The organism is Rummeliibacillus sp. TYF005 (assembly GCF_003844195.1).
In the GTDB taxonomy this organism is placed as follows: domain Bacteria; phylum Bacillota; class Bacilli; order Bacillales_A; family Planococcaceae; genus Rummeliibacillus.
Window position 1 is genome coordinate 35,046 of record NZ_ML122552.1, and the last position, 16,306, is coordinate 51,351.

Consider the following 16,306-nt stretch of genomic DNA (forward strand, 5'->3'; position numbering starts at 1 on the left):
CAAATAAAAAACCAATAGGAGGGACTCTAAATGTCTCGTTATACAGGTCCATCTTGGAAACTATCTCGTCGTTTAGGCATTTCTTTAAGCGGTACTGGTAAAGAAATCGAAAAACGTCCATACGCTCCAGGACAACACGGCCCAACTCAACGTAAAAAATTGTCTGAGTACGGCTTACAATTACAAGAAAAACAAAAACTTCGTCATATGTATGGTATGAACGAACGTCAATTCCACAACTTATTCGTTAAAGCTGGTAAAATGAATGGTGTTCATGGTGAAAACTTCATGATCCTTCTTGAAACTCGCTTAGACAACCTTGTTTACCGTCTTGGTTTAGCTCGCACTCGTCGTGCTGCTCGCCAATTAGTAAACCATGGTCACATCTTAGTTGATGGCAAACGCGTTGACATCCCTTCATACAGCGTAAAACCAGGTCAAGTTATTTCTCTTCGTGAAAAATCTCAAAACCTTGATGTTGTAACTGAAGCTATCGAAGTTAACAACTTTGTACCAGAATATCTTTCATTAGACGCTGACAAAAAAGAAGGTACTTTTGTACGTCTTCCAGAACGCAGCGAATTATCTGCTGAAATCAACGAATCATTCATCGTCGAATACTACTCTCGTTAGTCTTCGAGTATTTCAAAAGATATATTTCAAAACCTTGTTTCCGTTTTATACGGTTACAAGGTTTTTTTATGTTCTTAAAACGTATCAATCTAAAATTTTGTTTATTTATAATACAAGTAGGCATACAACTACTTCTATTATCAGGGCTTTCATATGTTATAAATGACAAATACCTTAAAACAAAGGAGGTCATAAAATGCACAACAGAAATTGCGGTCAATTTGGTGAAAGTTGTCATCAAGGAATGATGCCTAATTACTCTCCAAATCAAATGTTTCCAGCTCATATGGGACCAACGCAAACTTTACCAACACAGTATGATCCAGCACGAGTTTCGCCAACAAGAGAAATGGTAAGAACAAACGTTATGAACACAGTAGTTCCACATATTCATCCAAGTCATACTACAACAGTCAATAAGCACGTTATTCACAACCAACATTATTTCCCTCACACAGAGTCCGTAGTAAATGAATGTTATGAAACAAATACTATTTGTGGTATGCCTCAAAAAGGTTGCTGTCATCCACGTCATTGGGGAAGAAGATAATAACTCGGTGCTGATTTCTTTGTAATATTATATTCTTCAACAATGCATCGGCCAGGTTATTTATTGCCTGGCCTGTTAAGTGTATACTACATAAAATCTATATTACTACCTATACAAAAAAGAGCTGCAGACCAGTATTTAATCTGCAACTCACACTATTTTTAGGTATTTACCAATTATTCAATTGGTCCTTCCCAAGCTAACATTCCACCTTCCATGTTAGTAGCATTATATCCGTTTTCCTCTAAAAACGATGTTGCTTGTGCACTTCTGCGTCCAGAGCGGCAAACAATAATATATTCAAGATTCTTATCTAATTCTTCTAAATGGAATTCAAGTGTTCCCAATGGAATTGTTTGCGCAATATTAATTTTTCCTGTAGCTGTTTCTTCAGGTTCACGAACATCGATAATGTTAATTTCTTGTCCTTCGTCTATTTTTTTTAATACTTCATCTGGTGTAATAGTTTTCATTTTATCTTTTCCCCTTTTAAAAGTTTCTTATTTACTTTATCCAATTATAAAAGTACAATCACACGGTTATTGTAACTCCTGAATTGAAATTATATATATCATTTCGATTCTTCCTACTAATGATGTTTGGCTTACCCTTATGTTATCATCGACTTTTTACTAGTAAATCGACAGCTTCCTTAATCAGTACTTCTTTATCCTTTTCATGTAATCGTTCTTCATCTGACATGCAATGTACTAAATTGGTACTTACGATTAAGCCAATCGTACGATCAATTGCAGAACGTGAAGCAGATAATTGAGTAACTACATCTTTACAATCCTTTCCCTCATCAATCATTCGGATAACGCCTTTTAATTGACCTTCTAATCGTTTTAAACGATTTCGAATTTGATTGTTGTATTCCATATGTTCACCCCTTACAAACTTTATGTATAACTCGTACCGATATTATCCCCCTTATAGTATTATGTCAAGAATTGAGATAGGAAATAAATACTTTGCATTTCAATACCCCTAATAGTATATTGTTCTTAAAATGAAATGTATATGCATTATTTATTTCAAGGAAAGGGGAATATTTTTATGGAATTAAATGTAACAGTATATTCAACAACGAACTGTGGCTATTGCGAATTAATGAAAAATTTCTTAAAAGAACAAAATATAGACTTTAAAGTGGTCAATATTCACAACGATCCTAATATAGCTCAATTTTTGATGGAAAAGACAGGGCGCCTGGGTGCCCCACAAACATGCATTAATGATGCATGGGTACTTGGATATGACCCTAATAATGCAATGAAGATCATTGAAAGACTAAAAAGCTTATAATATCCGTTAACCTAGACAATATGCATACTTTCTTTATCTAATACTCCTCCACTGACATCCCACATTTTGTTTTGCTTGAATTTTGATCCTTCGTTTTAATTTTTAAATATAAAAAGTGACTTAAAGGTAATAAAAACTCCCTTTAAGCCACCTTAAAAAAAACGGACAACTATCTATAAGGCATAAATTCTATAACGACTTAGTTGAATTTAACCATATGATATTTCTTTTTACCGCGTCGGATAATCGCAAATGAATCTTCCATACGATCTTCCGCATCGATTACATAATCTAAATCTTTAACTTTTTCACCATTTACAGAAATAGCACCGTTTGTGACATCTTCACGAGCTTGGCGTTTAGAAGATGAAATTTTAGCTTCTACTAATAGTTCAACAATATTTTTATCTTCTTTCACAAGATCAACTGAAGGAACGCCAGAAAATGCAACTTTCATTTCTTCTACTGAAAGTGATTTTAAGTTTCCAGAGAATAATGCTGCTGTAATACGAAGAGCTTGTTCAAGTCCTTCTTCTCCGTGAATGAGTTTTGTCATTTCAGATGCAAGTGTTTTTTGAGCTTCACGTAAATGCGGTTCAGTTTCCACTTTTTGTGCTAGCCCTTCTATTTCTTCGCGAGTTAAGAAGGTGAAAATTTTCAAGTATTTCACGACATCAGCATCCGCTGTATTTAACCAGAATTGGTAGAATTCATATGGAGATGTTTTTTCAGGATCTAACCAGATGGCGCCACCAGCTGTTTTCCCGAATTTTGTACCATCAGATTTTGTTACTAACGGAATTGTAATTCCATATGCTTTTGCATCTTCATCATGTGTTTTTCGGATGACTTCAAGACCTGTTGTGATATTCCCCCATTGATCGGAGCCTCCAACTTGAATACGCACGCCATAATGATCGTATAAATGATTGAAATCAATACCTTGGATGATTGTGTAAGTAAATTCAGTAAAAGATAATCCTGTTTCTAAACGTGAAGAAATTGTATCTTTGTTTAACATGTAGTTAATATTAATCAATTTACCGTAGTCGCGTAAAAATTCAATTGCACTTAACTTTCCTACCCAACCATAGTTATTCACTAATTGTGCACCATTTTCATCACCAGAAAAATCAAAAATGCGTTCAAGTTGTTTTTTAATACCTGCTACATTATGGTCAATTTGTTCTGCTGTAAGGAGATTACGTTCAGTTGAGCGACCAGATGGATCCCCAATCATACCTGTTGCACCACCTACTAGAAGAATAGGACGATGACCAGCTTTTTGGAAACGACGTAAAGTCAACATAGGGACAATATGACCAATATGCATAGAATCTGCAGTCGGATCAACTCCCACATAAAGAGAAACCTTTTCCTCGTTTAATAATTTTTCCATTCCTTCAGCATCTGTTTGTTGGTACAACAAACCACGCCATTTTAAATCTTCAATTAGTGCGTTTGTCATTTAAATTTCCTCCTCAAATTTTTTTGATTTCTGCAGCTAGGTCTCCTAGAACTTATAAATGAAAATAAAAACGCCCCTACACAACTATGTGCAGGGACGTTAATGTCAAATTTAACGCGGTACCACCCAGCTTGAAGAAAATACTTTTCTTCCGCTTCAATCGCTTTATCGCAGCGGCTACGTTCTCGCTCCAGATGTGTAATTCGCGTCCATACTTTGACTAGCTTTCACCAACCGCTAGCTCTCTATACAGGGAATAGGATCACTACTGCGCATCGTTCAACGCAAGAAAACTATATTAATGACTATTGTACTTCATTTTAAGTAGTTGTCAATAAGTATTATTATTGTCATTTCGTATTATGGTATAATAGACAATATTTTAGAAGGTTATTCAAAAAAATTTTGAAAGTATAGTTATCTTCAGAAAAAAGTGCTTAAATAACGCTGTTGTAGAAAGGAATAATTGCAACAGGATATGTAAAATCTGAACATATAACAAATATATCAATATTGCTATATTTCTATTTTACATTCAATTAGCTTCATGATGATTAATGGCTTAGCTATTAATCATATGACAAAACATCATAGAATTAGCATTCTTCTAAAACAATAATAACTGTATAGAAAAATCATTGATGGATGCAACAATGGTTATTTCATTGAAAACATTTAAAGGAGGTAGGCTTCTGTCAAAAATGCATCATCAATCTTTATATATTTATATATTTATATAGAGATTTAGAGTTTTGACATTGGTCGAGTGATCAAAAAGATGAAAGAATGGATAGCCAATATAAATCAAAAAATTGATGAATTATCAAAAACCACATGGATGAAATATTTCCGCATTACTTCGAGTGTCGTTTGGAATTTAGTTTTAATCTTTATACTATTTGTTTCAATGGGATTTGTTTTTGTTGGTTCAATCGGTGCTGGTTACTTCGCTTCGCTTGTAAAAGACGAACCATTACGTCCCAAGACTGAAATGCGTAACACAATTTTTAACTACGAAGAAACGAGTACCCTCTATTTCGCTAGTAATAAGTATCTAGGGAAAATGAGGACAGACTTAGAAAGACAGGAGACAACATTAAAAAAAGTATCACCTAATGTCATCAATGCAGTATTAGCCACTGAAGATGAGTACTTTTATCAACATAACGGAATTGTACCTAAAGCAGTCGTACGTGGGATTTTGCAAGATGTGAGTAACTCCAATACTCAAACTGGTGGTTCCACATTGACACAACAATTAATAAAAAACCAAGTTTTGACCAATGAAGTTTCTTATGAACGAAAAGCAAAAGAATTACTCTTAGCTATGCGTTTAGAACACTTTATGACCAAAGACGAGATTTTGGAAGCCTATTTAAACGTTATTCCTTATGGTAGAAATGCAAGTGGGCGTAATATTGCTGGTGTTGAGACAGCTGCTGAAGGACTTTTTAATAAAAGTGCGAAAGACCTAAATCTTGCACAATCTTCTTATATCGCGGGGATTCCACAATCTCCTTATGCCTATACACCTTTTACACAAAGCGGAAAACTGAAAGACGCAGATAATTTAAAACTTGGCATTAACAGAATGAAGACGGTTTTATATCGTATGCATGAAACAGGTTATATTACGGAAAAACAATATAAGAAAGCTTTAAAATACAACATTAAAAAGGATTTCCGTAAACCAGAAGTTCGTCCTGAAGAAAAATATCCATATGTAACATATGAAATTGAAAATCGTGCAAAAGAGATTATGGCTAAGATTCTAGCTAAAAAAGATGGCATTGATGTTGATCGTTTATCCCATGAAGCTAAACTGAAAGAAAAATATAAAATCCTTGCAGATCGTGAATTACGTTCAAAAGGATATAAGATATACTCAACTATTGATAAAAAAATGTATGATACGATGCAAAAGGTAAAAGATAATTTCCCATATTATGGTGCAACTTTCACTAAACAAGTAACAGATTCTGAAACGGGTAAAGTAACGAATGTTCCTGATCCAGTTCAAGTCGGTAGTATCGTCATCGAAAATAAGACAGGTAAAATTTTAAGTTTTGTCGGTGGTAGAGACCATAAATTAGAAGCTACGAATCACGCTACACAAGCAAAACGCTCAAACGGCTCTACTATGAAACCTTTACTTGTCTATGCACCTGCCATTCAATATGGTGTCATCGGTGCGGGTAGCCCTGTAGCAGACGTTAAATTCAGCATAAATGGATGGTCACCTTCTAACTATACTGAAACAGATGAACGTGGCTTAATATCAGCTCGCGAGGCTTTAAAAGATTCTCAAAACTTACCAGCTATTCGGTTGTATGCACAAATCATTAACCACAGACCCGCTGGATTATTAAGAAGAAATGGCTTTACAAGTTTAGATGATAGTGATTACACAAACTATGCAACTTCTATCGGTGCTTTAAGAAATGGTGTCACAATTGAAGAAAACACAAATGCATATGCAACATTTGCAAATGGAGGCAAATTTGTTGATGCTTATATGATTTCTAAAATTGTAGATAGCAACGGTAAGACAGTCTATAAACATAAAGTGAAATCTAAAACTGTTTATAGTAAACAAACATCTTATATCACAACAGATATGCTACGTGATGTATTAAAACAAGGTACAGGTACAACCGCGAATAGCAATTTAAAATTCCGAGCAGATTTCGCCGCAAAAACCGGTACATCTCAAGAATATAAAGACGTATGGTTAGTCGGTTATAACCCTGATATTTCTTTAGGTGTTTGGATGGGGTATGACCAACCTAAAACTTTATATCAAGCTAACGGTGTATACGGTCAACCAAGTACACGCATAAACCTTCTATGGGCAAGATTGATGAATGCAGTTTACGATACAAATCCAAAATTAGCTACTGCTAATGGTAAAACATTCACACAACCTGCTGGCGTTGTTAGCCAAACGTTCTGTGGCATAACAGGTAATGTTCTTACAAATGCATGCTCAGGAAATGCAAGAACAGATTTATTCAACGCGAATGTAATGCTACCTGGTGCTGAAACAGCATTTTCTGGAGGCGTTTTATCGAATGCCTTTAAACAAAAAATGTTAAGTCCATTTGGTGGAGACTATTCAAAACTATTTGGTGCAAAAGAAAAAGAAGAAAAAGAGAAGAAAGAAAAAGAGAAAGAGAAAGAAAAACAAAAAGAGAAAGATAGAACTAACTCAACTAACTCTAACAATAGTAGCAATTCAAATAGACCTGGAAATTCGAATAACTCAAATAACTCAAACCAATCTAATAATAATGCTGGCAATTCTAATAATAATTCCGGTAATAATAACTCAAACGGATCAAATAATTCAAATGGAGACGGTAATTCAAACGGGTCGGGGAATTCAAATAACTCAGGTGGCACAGGATCCAATGGCGGTAACAATAGCGAAAATCCTAAAAATGAAGAAGACGGTCAATAATTATAGAATGTAAGTAATCAAGAATAATATAAAGGACATTACATATTTAAATGACTAATATGTAATGTCCTTTTTTGTTTATAAATTTTAGCAATAATAAATCAACTAATGGATATAACTCGATAAAAAATGAATAGGTACTCTACTCATTCACAAGATTATTGAAATAGTATAAGTACACAAAATTTTCTCATTTATGAAGTTTTTTTCTACTTCACTCATGTATAATGAATTAAAACAGTAAAATAAGGATGTGGATATATGGAGCATCTGCGAAAATATAATTCAAAAAAAATTGAAATCCCCAACGGAACGATTTTAGTGGAAGGCCCAGTACCAACCAACGAGCTTCAAAGACTCAAATTCCATGAAGGTTTGACCGCTTTTAGAATACCTGAGCAACAATTTGCTGCCATTATAGAAATTTCGAAGCTTCCAGAGGGACGAATGATTATTGCAAGATTAAATGACACAATCATTGCATATGCAACTTTTCTTTATCCTGATCCTCTCGAACGTTGGTCAGAAGGCAATATGGAGAATCTATTAGAATTAGGTGCTATAGAGGTTGCCCCCGAATTTCGTGGAACAGGTGTAGGAAAAAGCATTTTACAAGTAGCAATGATGGATGATGCTATGGAGGATTATATTGTCATTACAACAGAATATTATTGGCATTGGGACTTAAAAAGAACTGGATTGAATGTCTGGCAATACCGAAAAGTTATGGAAAAAATGATGCAGGCAGGAGGATTGGAAGTCGCGGCAACAGATGATCCTGAGATTTCCTCCCATCCCGCTAATTGCTTAATGGTTAGGATTGGGAAACGTGTTGATCAAAAGTCTATCAAAAAATTCGACCAATTACGTATTATGAATCGTTATATGAATTGATTGATCTTCAATGAAGGGGTGGATCTAATGTTAATCGAGGAAATAATGAAAACAAAGATTTTTACATTGAAATCAGATAATACGATTAAAGATGCCGTAAGAATTATGAGAGCAAATAAAATTCGCCATTTACCAATTGTTAATGACGAAAATAATTTAGTTGGGTTATTAACTGAAAGAGATTTAAAAAATGCACTTCCCTCTCCCCTAGTAAAAAAAACTGTAGAAAATATATACGAACAAAATTTAGAAAAATTGATGATTACAAATCCTATAGTTTGTCATCCACTTGATTTTGTAGAAGAAACAGCATTAATTTTTTATGAAAATCGAATAGGATGCCTACCCGTTGTAAGCGGAGGAAAATTAGTAGGTATTGTAACTACTAATGACTTATTGTACACATATATCGAAATAACCGGCGCCACTAGGCCCAGCTCTCAAATTGAAATTCGCGTTAATGATCAAGCCGGTACACTACATGATGTTACAAAAGTTTTTACAAAACATCATGCAAGCATTTTGAGTGTACTCGTCTATCCTGACTCTCAACATGAAGAAAAAAGGATTCTCTCAATTCGAGTAAAAGTCATGAATCCACTTCCAATAATCGATGATTTACGCAAGGAAGGATTTGATGTGTTATGGCCAAATATGCCGGGTATCAATCGTCTATAAATAAAGCTGTTTTTATATATTCACCAGAACAACTAGACTATAAATTTTCAGATACACACCCATTTAATCAAAAACGTTTGGAACTAACGATTGACCTTCTGACTAGTATAAATGCGCTTAATCCATCAAATATTGTTAAACCGCGTAATACTACAGAAGAAGAGCTTCTTCTAGGACATGATATTCGGTATATAAATGCTGTTAAAATGGCTGGTCATGGAAAACTTACCGAAAAACAAGGAGAACCTTTTGGAATTGGAACAGAAGATACGCCCATTTTTCCGAATATGCATGAAGCAAGTGCAAAAATTGTAGGAGCCACACTTACTGCATGCGATTATGTCATGCAAGGACTATCAGAACATGCATTAAATCTTGGAGGTGGGCTCCATCACGGTTTTAAAGGACGAGCTTCAGGATTTTGTATATATAATGATAGTACGGTTGCTATCAAATACATGCAAAAAAAATACAATGCACGTGTCTTATATATTGATACAGATGCACATCACGGTGATGGGGTTCAATGGAGTTTTTACGATGAACCAAATGTTTGTACTGTATCTATTCATGAAACTGGTCGCTATCTATTTCCAGGGACCGGGACAATCACTGAAAGAGGCAGTGGAAAAGGATATGGGACATCCTTTAACTTCCCTATAGATGCCTTCACGGAAGATGAATCCTTCTTAGAAGTATATACAACAGCACTTCGGGAAATCACAGATCATTTTAAGCCTGATGTTATTCTTTCTCAAAATGGGGCAGATGCGCACTACTTAGATCCTTTAACACACTTATATGGGACTATGAATATCTATAAGGAGATTCCAAAACTTGCACATGAACTTGCTCACAAATATTGTGACGGTAAGTGGGTTGCTGTTGGCGGTGGTGGATATGATATATGGAGAGTGGTTCCACGCGCATGGTCATTCATCTGGATGGAAATGACCGATCAGGCTTTACCCACCGGAAATCTCCCAAAAGCTTGGCTTGATAAATGGCAAAAAGAATCACCAGTAACGTTAATACCAACTTGGACGGATCCTGAGAACCTATATGATCCCATTCCACGTAAAACAGAAATAACTGAAAAGAACCAACAAATATTAGAAAAAGCATTACTTCCTATTCGTTCAAAGAATAGTGAACTTATATAGATATCGCCCAAATAATACATTGATTATATTATAAAACTATAATGAGAATACTAGCGTTCACATAAAAAAAACTGTTTCTTTCCCATTCTAAGATGGAAAACGAAACAGTTTTTCAGTTATTTTGTAGAACTTCGATCCTCAATACGATGCGGTAATATAAAGTTTTCTTCTTCTACTTGTTCTTTATTCATATATTTTGTTAGTAAACGCATTGATACTGCACCTATATCATAAAGCGGTAGAACAACACTTGTAAGTTGTGGACGAACCATCCGCGCAAGTTTTGAGTTTTCAAAACTGATCACTTCATAATCATCCGGAACTTTTTTCCCTGAATCTAATGCACCATGGATAATTCCAATTGCTAATTCATCACTTCCTGCAAAAAATGCAGTTGGTGGGTTTTGTAAACTATTTAATGTTTTGAAGTCCTCCAGACCACTATCATAGGAATCCTCAGCAGCTACTACTAGATTTTCATCAAGTTCAATACCAGCTTCATCTAAGGCCTTTTTATAACCTTCAAATTTGTATTTTTTGTTAATAGTAGATGTAAATGGACCAGAAACATATGCGATTCGTTTATGTCCATTATCGATAAAATGTTTAACTGCTTCATAAGCAGCTTGCAAATAATCAATATTAACAGATGGTGTTTGATGAGTTTCATCGATAGAACCTGCTAATACAATCGGAACTGGCGAATGACTCATTTTCTTTAATAATTCATCATTCACTTGATCGCTCATCATGACAATACCATCAACTTGTTTGCCGTACATATTATCTAATAATTGTAATTCTTTCTCTTCACGTTGGTCAGAGTTGGAAAGAATAATATTGTAGCGATACATTGTAGCGATATCTTCAATTCCGCGTGCTAATTCAGCATAAAAAATATTAGAAATATCTGGAATGATAACGCCTACTGTAGTAGTCTTCTTACTTGCCAAGCCACGAGCAACCGCATTTGGTCTATATTCTAATTTTGCAATAACATCGAGTACTTTTTTTCTTGTGGTCGGTTTAACATTTGGATTACCATTTACAACACGAGACACAGTTGCCATTGAAACATTTGCCTCTCTAGCAACATCATAAATTGTTACGGTCACTTGATGACACCTCTCTTTTCATATCTTATTTCAATGATACGATAAATTGGAAGCGATTTTCAACAAAATAAAAGTGACGAATCTAGTAACGATTCGCCACTTACTTTACATAGTAATTATTGAACTTGATAATTTTTCATAAAACTTTGGATTTTTTCATAGAAATCGTCAAATTGTGGAATACTCATTTGTTGTTGAGAATCAGACAATGCAACAGCTGGATCTGGGTGAACTTCCGCCATAACGCCATCTGCCCCAATTGCGATTGCAGCTTTTGCACATGGTAGGAGTAAATCACGACGACCAGTTGAGTGTGTTACATCGACAAAGACTGGTAAATGTGTTTCTTGTTTTAAAATTGGAACAGCTGAAATATCTAATGTATTTCGAGTTGCTCTTTCATAAGTACGGATACCACGTTCGCAAAGGATAATTTGATCATTACCTTTTGAAATAATGTATTCTGCTGCATTTATAAATTCGTCGATTGTTGCAGCTATACCACGTTTTAATAATACTGGCTTATTAACAGAGCCCGCAGCTTTTAATAATTCGAAGTTTTGCATATTTCTTGCACCGATTTGAATGACATCGATGTAGTCTAATGCTTCTTCTAAATGAGATGGTGTAACAATTTCAGTAACAATGCCTAAACCGAATTTTTGACCAACTTCTTTTAAAATCTTTAATCCTTCTACTCCTAAACCTTGGAAGTCATATGGTGAAGTACGAGGCTTATATGCTCCACCACGCATTAATTTTAGACCTTTAGATTGAATAGATTCAGCTACTGCTGCTGTTTGTTCATATGATTCAACAGCACATGGTCCAAATACAAATGTAGGTTTACCCTTTCCTATAGGTTCACCATTAACATTGACAATTGTATCTTCTGGTTTACGTTTTCGTGATACTAATAATTCTTTTTTCTGATTTGTTTCTTGTAATTTTAATGCTGATTTGAAAATCTCTTTAAAAATGTGTTCAACTGTACCCTGACTTAATGGACCTTGATGATGCTCTTTCAATAGATTCAACATATGTCTCTCACGAAGAGGATCATAACGGTTAACACCTTGTTTCTCTTTTACTTTACCGATTTCTTCTACCACTTCTGCACGTTCATTAATCAAACGTAAAATTTCAAGGTTTAATGCATCAACTCGATCGCGAAGTTGATCTAAATTTTGATGACTCATTGCCGTTTCTCCTCTCTTCCTTCGTATCAGGTACTTTCAGAAGTCTGAAAACTATGATACATTTTATGATATTAGGAACATTATAATCAATTCAAACAAGAATGTCACGCTTTTTCTTTAGCGCTTCAACGCGATAAAGCTAAAAGTTTTCTAATTTCTTAGAAAGGTTGGGTAAATGTGGCTTCAAAACTCTTTGCATTAGATATAGGAACTCGTTCTGTAGTCGGTATCATTTTAGAAGAACAAGATGAAAAATTTCACGTAGTTGATTTAATAGCAGAAGAACACAAAGAACGCGCAATGGTCGATGGTCAAATACATAATGTTATACATGTTGCGTCTGTAATTCAACATGTAAAAGAACAATTAGAAGAAAAACACGGTCCACTTCGTTCAGTAAGCGTTGCTGCAGCTGGACGTGCTTTAAAAACAGAACAAGGCTCTGCTTCATTGGATATAAAAAATCGTCCAGCAATAACAGAGGATGATATTAATCGATTGGAATTGGCGGCTGTTCAGAAGGCACAACAACAATTACTAGCGCATAATGAAAAGGGACATAGTAATCATTATTATTGTGTTGGCTATTCCGTTTTATACTATCGATTAGACAATCAAGAAATCGGTAGCTTAATGGATCAACAAGGTGAAGAAGCAGAAGTTGAAGTAATTGCTACATTTCTTCCGAGAGTCGTCGTAGAATCCCTGCTAGCTGCCTTAAAACGTGCAGGTTTAGAAATGGAAGGTTTGACATTAGAACCTATTGCAGCCATTAATGCTTTAATCCCAACAACTATGCGTCGTTTAAATGTCGCACTCGTTGATATTGGTGCTGGTACCTCTGATATTGCGATTACAAATAAAGGGACAGTTGTAGCATATGGGATGGTACCAACAGCTGGAGATGAAATTACAGAAGCTTTAAGTGATCATTACCTATTAGACTTCCCAGTTGCTGAAAAAGTAAAACGTGACATGTCAAAACATGATGAAATTTCCATCTCAGATATTTTAGGATTTGAACAAATCTATCAAAAAGAAGAAATAATGGATGTTCTAAGACCAGCCGTAGCATCCCTTGCATCATCAATAGGAAATGAGATTCTTCGACTTAATAGTCAAGTAGCACCGAAAGCCGTCTTGCTTGTCGGTGGTGGAAGTTTAACACCTGAAATTACTGATGAATTGTGTAAGTTTCTCGAAATCCCTAAAAATCGTGCAGCAGTACGAGGAATAGATGCTATTCAAAAACTTACTCATGAAGATCATGTACCAGTATCACCAGAACTTGTTACACCTATTGGAATTGCTATTGCGGCAAAAAACTCTCCAATTAAATACATGTCAGTAATAGTGAATCAGCAAGTTGTTCGATTATTCGAAGTTAAAGAGATGACAGTGGCTGATGCCCTTTTAGCTGCAAATGTTAGCATCAACCGTTTATATGGGAAACCTGGGCTAGCAATAGGCGTAACAGTGAATGGACAAGATATTTTTGTACCTGGTGGTCATGGTAGCCCTACAGAAATACTTGTAAATGGCGAAAAAGCATCTACAAAACATCCTATCCAAAATGGGGATGTCATTGAACTTATTGAAGGTGCTGATGGGGAACCAGCAAAAGCAACCATACAAGACATGATTGAATGTGAAGATGATTGGACAGTTTATATTAATGAGGAGCCGTTTGTAATTCAACCTAAAATTAGATTAAACGATCAACCAGCAGAAATTACTACTCTTCTAAAAGATGGAGACATATTAACTATCGACAAAGCCCAAAATGTTCAACAAATATTATCATGGACAGGTAAAGAACATCTATTGAATGAGACTCAACCATTCTTTATTATAAAAGATCGTACAACTGTACAGTTTCCAGAATTTAATAACCAAATTTTTGTTAATAATCAACCCGCAAAACCATACTTTCAAGTAAAGAATGGCGACCATATTAATATACAGGCAGCAAAACGTCCAACTATTTATGATATTGCTAACCACTTCAATATAAATTTAGAAAATCGTATTTTAGTTTCTTTTCAAGATGAAAAGTTAGAGTTAAAAAAACCATCCTTTAGCATATTGGTCAATGGAGAAATAGCGAATAGCACAACTGAAATTAAAAGTGGGGATCAACTTCAATTTTCCGAATTAGAATCTTCTCGTTTTACATACCAAGATGTATTCCGATACTCTGATTGGCAATTACCTACTAATTTCAAAGGAACCTTTGAAATCTTAAGAAATGGCGAGCCATCACAGTTTGATGCTGAAATTTTCGGGGGCGATCAACTTTTGATTAATCTTATACCTACAACTGCTACTCATACTAATGAGGTTCTCACATCACAAGAGAATAACTAATTGACCTATTTTACATTGAAAGTGTCCGTTGTAAAATTATTTGACCACGAACTAAACCAAAACAAAGCCACGAAAAATTTACAGATCGTAAAATTTTCGTGGCTTTTTGTAAAAAGTTGTTTTTCGTTAACTTTTTTATCTTATTTAGTTTCTTTTTTTGCTGGTTCTGATATAGCTTCTTCAATTGCTTCAGTAACAGCTGTATGTTCATTGTTTTCAGCTTCAAATTCAGCAATAGTCTTTTCCATCGTTTCCATAATATCTAATGGTTCTTCTCCTTCATAGGAAACTGTTCCATCATCAAATGGAGGTGTAGAAGTAGATTTTAAATTTTTCACTTTTCCAACCAACTGACCAGACTGTTCTTGTACTTTTTTGGATAATTCTACTGTTTTTTCTTTTGCAGTAGATGTAAATCCAGCGCTTTTTTCTTTCAATTGGCTAGCTTGAATTGCCACATCACTGCGTAATTCTTTTCCAGCTTTAGGCGCTAAAAATAATGCTGTAGCTGCTCCAACTATACCTCCAACAAATGCACCTATGATAAAGTCTTTGAGATTGACTACTCCATCTTCGTTTGTATAAAGAGAATCAGAACGTCTTTCATAAGTTTGGGGTAAATACGTTTGTCCACTTTCTTCTAAACCAACGTTTCTTACTTCACTGTAATTAGGTTTCTTTTCCACCAATTAAATCCCCCCTATTATTTACGTTTGTGTTTCTTTGGAACTTCTTCATAAATTGTTTCTGTTTCTGTTGCCTTTTGCTTTTTCAGCTTATCACGGATTCCGATAAAGGCATTGCTCCATTGAATTACTTGAGCGATTTGATCACTATTTTTTGATACATTTGTATTAATGGATGTAGTTATATGCTTTACAGAATCACTTAAGCCACTAACAGACTCACCGAAGCCCTTAACCGCAGTTACTACTGAATTCAATTGTTGAGACTTTCCTTGAATGTCTTCAGCAAGCATATTCGTCTTTTCTAATAGACTTGTAGTTTCTCTCGTAATACCTTCCATTTGCCCTTCAATGCCTGCCATTATATTGGCAACATTATCCATTGTCTTTTTCAATGAACTCAATGTCATAGCTAAACCAATACATAATACTAAAAAGCCAATTGCGGCTACCAATGCAGCAATGTATAGAATAACAATCATTTTTGTACCTCCATTCTCTCTATATGGATATTTCCACAAAATAAGTGTATTTAAACATCACTTATCTAATTTATATTCTACAAATATTTTCTATATCCTGCCAGTGAAATGTTAGTCTATTGGCGACTATTTCAAATTTGTTTTTTATAAGATTTTTTGAATTGTAATATGTATGTTTTATTATCGAAAATATGCATATATTTAACATAAAACTTTTAGCGAGTTTCATTCTTCATCTTTTTCATTATGCAAAAAGCTGAAGTAAACAATAATGTTCCTTCAGCCTTCTACTTTACGTTGTTA

15 protein-coding genes and 1 other annotated feature are annotated in these 16,306 nt (G+C 34.8%); of the genes, 8 read left to right on the forward strand and 7 right to left on the reverse strand.

Annotated features, from left to right (window positions below; genetic code table 11):
• Window positions 1-30: 30 nt before the first annotated feature.
• Both rpsD and CW357_RS08105 read left to right on the forward strand, forming a co-directional pair.
• The gene (rpsD, locus tag CW357_RS08100; RefSeq protein ID WP_119415081.1) at window positions 31-633 is read left to right on the forward strand and encodes a 30S ribosomal protein S4; all 603 of its coding nucleotides are present in this window, start codon (window positions 31-33) and stop codon (window positions 631-633) included.
• Between the two features lie 196 nt (window positions 634-829).
• Window positions 830-1,183 carry a CotD family spore coat protein gene (locus CW357_RS08105; protein WP_369973753.1) on the forward strand — a complete coding sequence of 118 codons (354 nt, stop codon included), beginning with the start codon at window positions 830-832 and terminating at the stop codon, window positions 1,181-1,183.
• Between the two features lie 176 nt (window positions 1,184-1,359).
• On the opposite strand, the gene CW357_RS08110 is transcribed toward CW357_RS08105, so the two are convergent.
• The gene (locus tag CW357_RS08110; protein ID WP_119415080.1) at window positions 1,360-1,656 is read right to left on the reverse strand and encodes a rhodanese-like domain-containing protein; all 297 of its coding nucleotides are present in this window, start codon (window positions 1,654-1,656) and stop codon (window positions 1,360-1,362) included.
• Window positions 1,657-1,801: 145 nt separating this feature from the next.
• On the reverse strand, window positions 1,802-2,065 hold the full coding sequence (locus CW357_RS08115) for a metal-sensitive transcriptional regulator (protein ID WP_119415079.1): 264 nt from the start codon (window positions 2,063-2,065) through the stop codon (window positions 1,802-1,804).
• Between the two features lie 177 nt (window positions 2,066-2,242).
• On the opposite strand from CW357_RS08115, the gene CW357_RS08120 reads away from it, so the two are divergent.
• Entirely contained in the window at window positions 2,243-2,491 is a 249-nt protein-coding gene (locus CW357_RS08120; protein ID WP_119415078.1) for a glutaredoxin family protein, read from the forward strand.
• A gap of 199 nt (window positions 2,492-2,690) precedes the next feature.
• Here the strand turns inward: CW357_RS08120 and tyrS are convergent, their stop codons facing one another.
• Entirely contained in the window at window positions 2,691-3,959 is a 1,269-nt protein-coding gene (tyrS, locus tag CW357_RS08125) for a tyrosine--tRNA ligase (protein WP_124217767.1), read from the reverse strand.
• Window positions 3,960-4,048: 89 nt separating this feature from the next.
• Window positions 4,049-4,251: a binding site (T-box leader), on the reverse strand.
• A 486-nt stretch (window positions 4,252-4,737) separates the two neighbouring features.
• On the opposite strand from tyrS, the gene CW357_RS08130 reads away from it, so the two are divergent.
• The 4 genes from CW357_RS08130 to CW357_RS08145 all read left to right on the forward strand — a co-directional run bounded on the left by CW357_RS08130 (window position 4,738) and on the right by CW357_RS08145 (window position 10,154).
• Window positions 4,738-7,419, forward strand: a complete 2,682-nt coding sequence (locus tag CW357_RS08130) for a transglycosylase domain-containing protein (RefSeq protein ID WP_124217768.1) — start codon at window positions 4,738-4,740, stop codon at window positions 7,417-7,419.
• Between the two features lie 261 nt (window positions 7,420-7,680).
• Window positions 7,681-8,313 (forward strand): GNAT family N-acetyltransferase, encoded by a 633-nt coding sequence (locus tag CW357_RS08135; RefSeq protein ID WP_124217769.1) that lies wholly within the window; start codon window positions 7,681-7,683, stop codon window positions 8,311-8,313.
• A gap of 27 nt (window positions 8,314-8,340) precedes the next feature.
• Window positions 8,341-8,991 carry an acetoin utilization AcuB family protein gene (locus CW357_RS08140; protein WP_124217770.1) on the forward strand — a complete coding sequence of 217 codons (651 nt, stop codon included), beginning with the start codon at window positions 8,341-8,343 and terminating at the stop codon, window positions 8,989-8,991.
• Entirely contained in the window at window positions 8,958-10,154 is a 1,197-nt protein-coding gene (locus CW357_RS08145) for an acetoin utilization protein AcuC (RefSeq protein WP_199670674.1), read from the forward strand. Before CW357_RS08140 ends, CW357_RS08145 begins: the two co-directional genes overlap by 34 nt.
• A gap of 116 nt (window positions 10,155-10,270) precedes the next feature.
• On the opposite strand, the gene ccpA is transcribed toward CW357_RS08145, so the two are convergent.
• A complete protein-coding gene (gene ccpA / locus CW357_RS08150; RefSeq protein ID WP_119415074.1) occupies window positions 10,271-11,269 on the reverse strand; it encodes a catabolite control protein A in 999 nt (332 codons plus the stop codon).
• Between the two features lie 116 nt (window positions 11,270-11,385).
• Window positions 11,386-12,468, reverse strand: coding sequence for a bifunctional 3-deoxy-7-phosphoheptulonate synthase/chorismate mutase (locus CW357_RS08155; RefSeq protein WP_119415073.1), 1,083 nt, complete (start codon window positions 12,466-12,468; stop codon window positions 11,386-11,388).
• Window positions 12,469-12,645: 177 nt separating this feature from the next.
• Between CW357_RS08155 and CW357_RS08160 the strand changes: the two genes are divergently transcribed.
• Complete coding sequence (locus CW357_RS08160) at window positions 12,646-14,835, forward strand: cell division protein FtsA (RefSeq protein ID WP_119415072.1); 2,190 nt, start codon at window positions 12,646-12,648, stop codon at window positions 14,833-14,835.
• A gap of 140 nt (window positions 14,836-14,975) precedes the next feature.
• Here CW357_RS08160 and CW357_RS08165 read toward each other — a convergent pair whose 3' ends face one another.
• Together CW357_RS08165 and CW357_RS08170 are read right to left on the reverse strand one after the other, a co-directional pair.
• The gene (locus tag CW357_RS08165; protein ID WP_241155060.1) at window positions 14,976-15,521 is read right to left on the reverse strand and encodes a YtxH domain-containing protein; all 546 of its coding nucleotides are present in this window, start codon (window positions 15,519-15,521) and stop codon (window positions 14,976-14,978) included.
• Window positions 15,522-15,538: 17 nt separating this feature from the next.
• The gene (locus CW357_RS08170) at window positions 15,539-16,003 is read right to left on the reverse strand and encodes a DUF948 domain-containing protein (RefSeq protein ID WP_119415070.1); all 465 of its coding nucleotides are present in this window, start codon (window positions 16,001-16,003) and stop codon (window positions 15,539-15,541) included.
• Window positions 16,004-16,306 lie beyond the last annotated feature (303 nt).

Bases quoted from the DNA above. Each gene is read 5' to 3' on its own strand.
- rpsD (WP_119415081.1), top strand. From the start codon at position 31: ATGTCTCGTTATACAGGTCCATCTTGGAAACTATCTCGTCGTTTAGGC.
- CW357_RS08105 (WP_369973753.1), top strand. From the start codon at position 830: ATGCACAACAGAAATTGCGGTCAATTTGGTGAAAGTTGTCATCAAGGA.
- CW357_RS08110 (WP_119415080.1), bottom strand. From the start codon at position 1,656: ATGAAAACTATTACACCAGATGAAGTATTAAAAAAAATAGACGAAGGA.
- CW357_RS08115 (WP_119415079.1), bottom strand. From the start codon at position 2,065: ATGGAATACAACAATCAAATTCGAAATCGTTTAAAACGATTAGAAGGT.
- CW357_RS08120 (WP_119415078.1), top strand. From the start codon at position 2,243: ATGGAATTAAATGTAACAGTATATTCAACAACGAACTGTGGCTATTGC.
- tyrS (WP_124217767.1), bottom strand. From the start codon at position 3,959: ATGACAAACGCACTAATTGAAGATTTAAAATGGCGTGGTTTGTTGTAC.
- CW357_RS08130 (WP_124217768.1), top strand. From the start codon at position 4,738: ATGAAAGAATGGATAGCCAATATAAATCAAAAAATTGATGAATTATCA.
- CW357_RS08135 (WP_124217769.1), top strand. From the start codon at position 7,681: ATGGAGCATCTGCGAAAATATAATTCAAAAAAAATTGAAATCCCCAAC.
- CW357_RS08140 (WP_124217770.1), top strand. From the start codon at position 8,341: ATGTTAATCGAGGAAATAATGAAAACAAAGATTTTTACATTGAAATCA.
- CW357_RS08145 (WP_199670674.1), top strand. From the start codon at position 8,958: ATGGCCAAATATGCCGGGTATCAATCGTCTATAAATAAAGCTGTTTTT.
- CW357_RS08155 (WP_119415073.1), bottom strand. From the start codon at position 12,468: ATGAGTCATCAAAATTTAGATCAACTTCGCGATCGAGTTGATGCATTA.
- CW357_RS08170 (WP_119415070.1), bottom strand. From the start codon at position 16,003: ATGATTGTTATTCTATACATTGCTGCATTGGTAGCCGCAATTGGCTTT.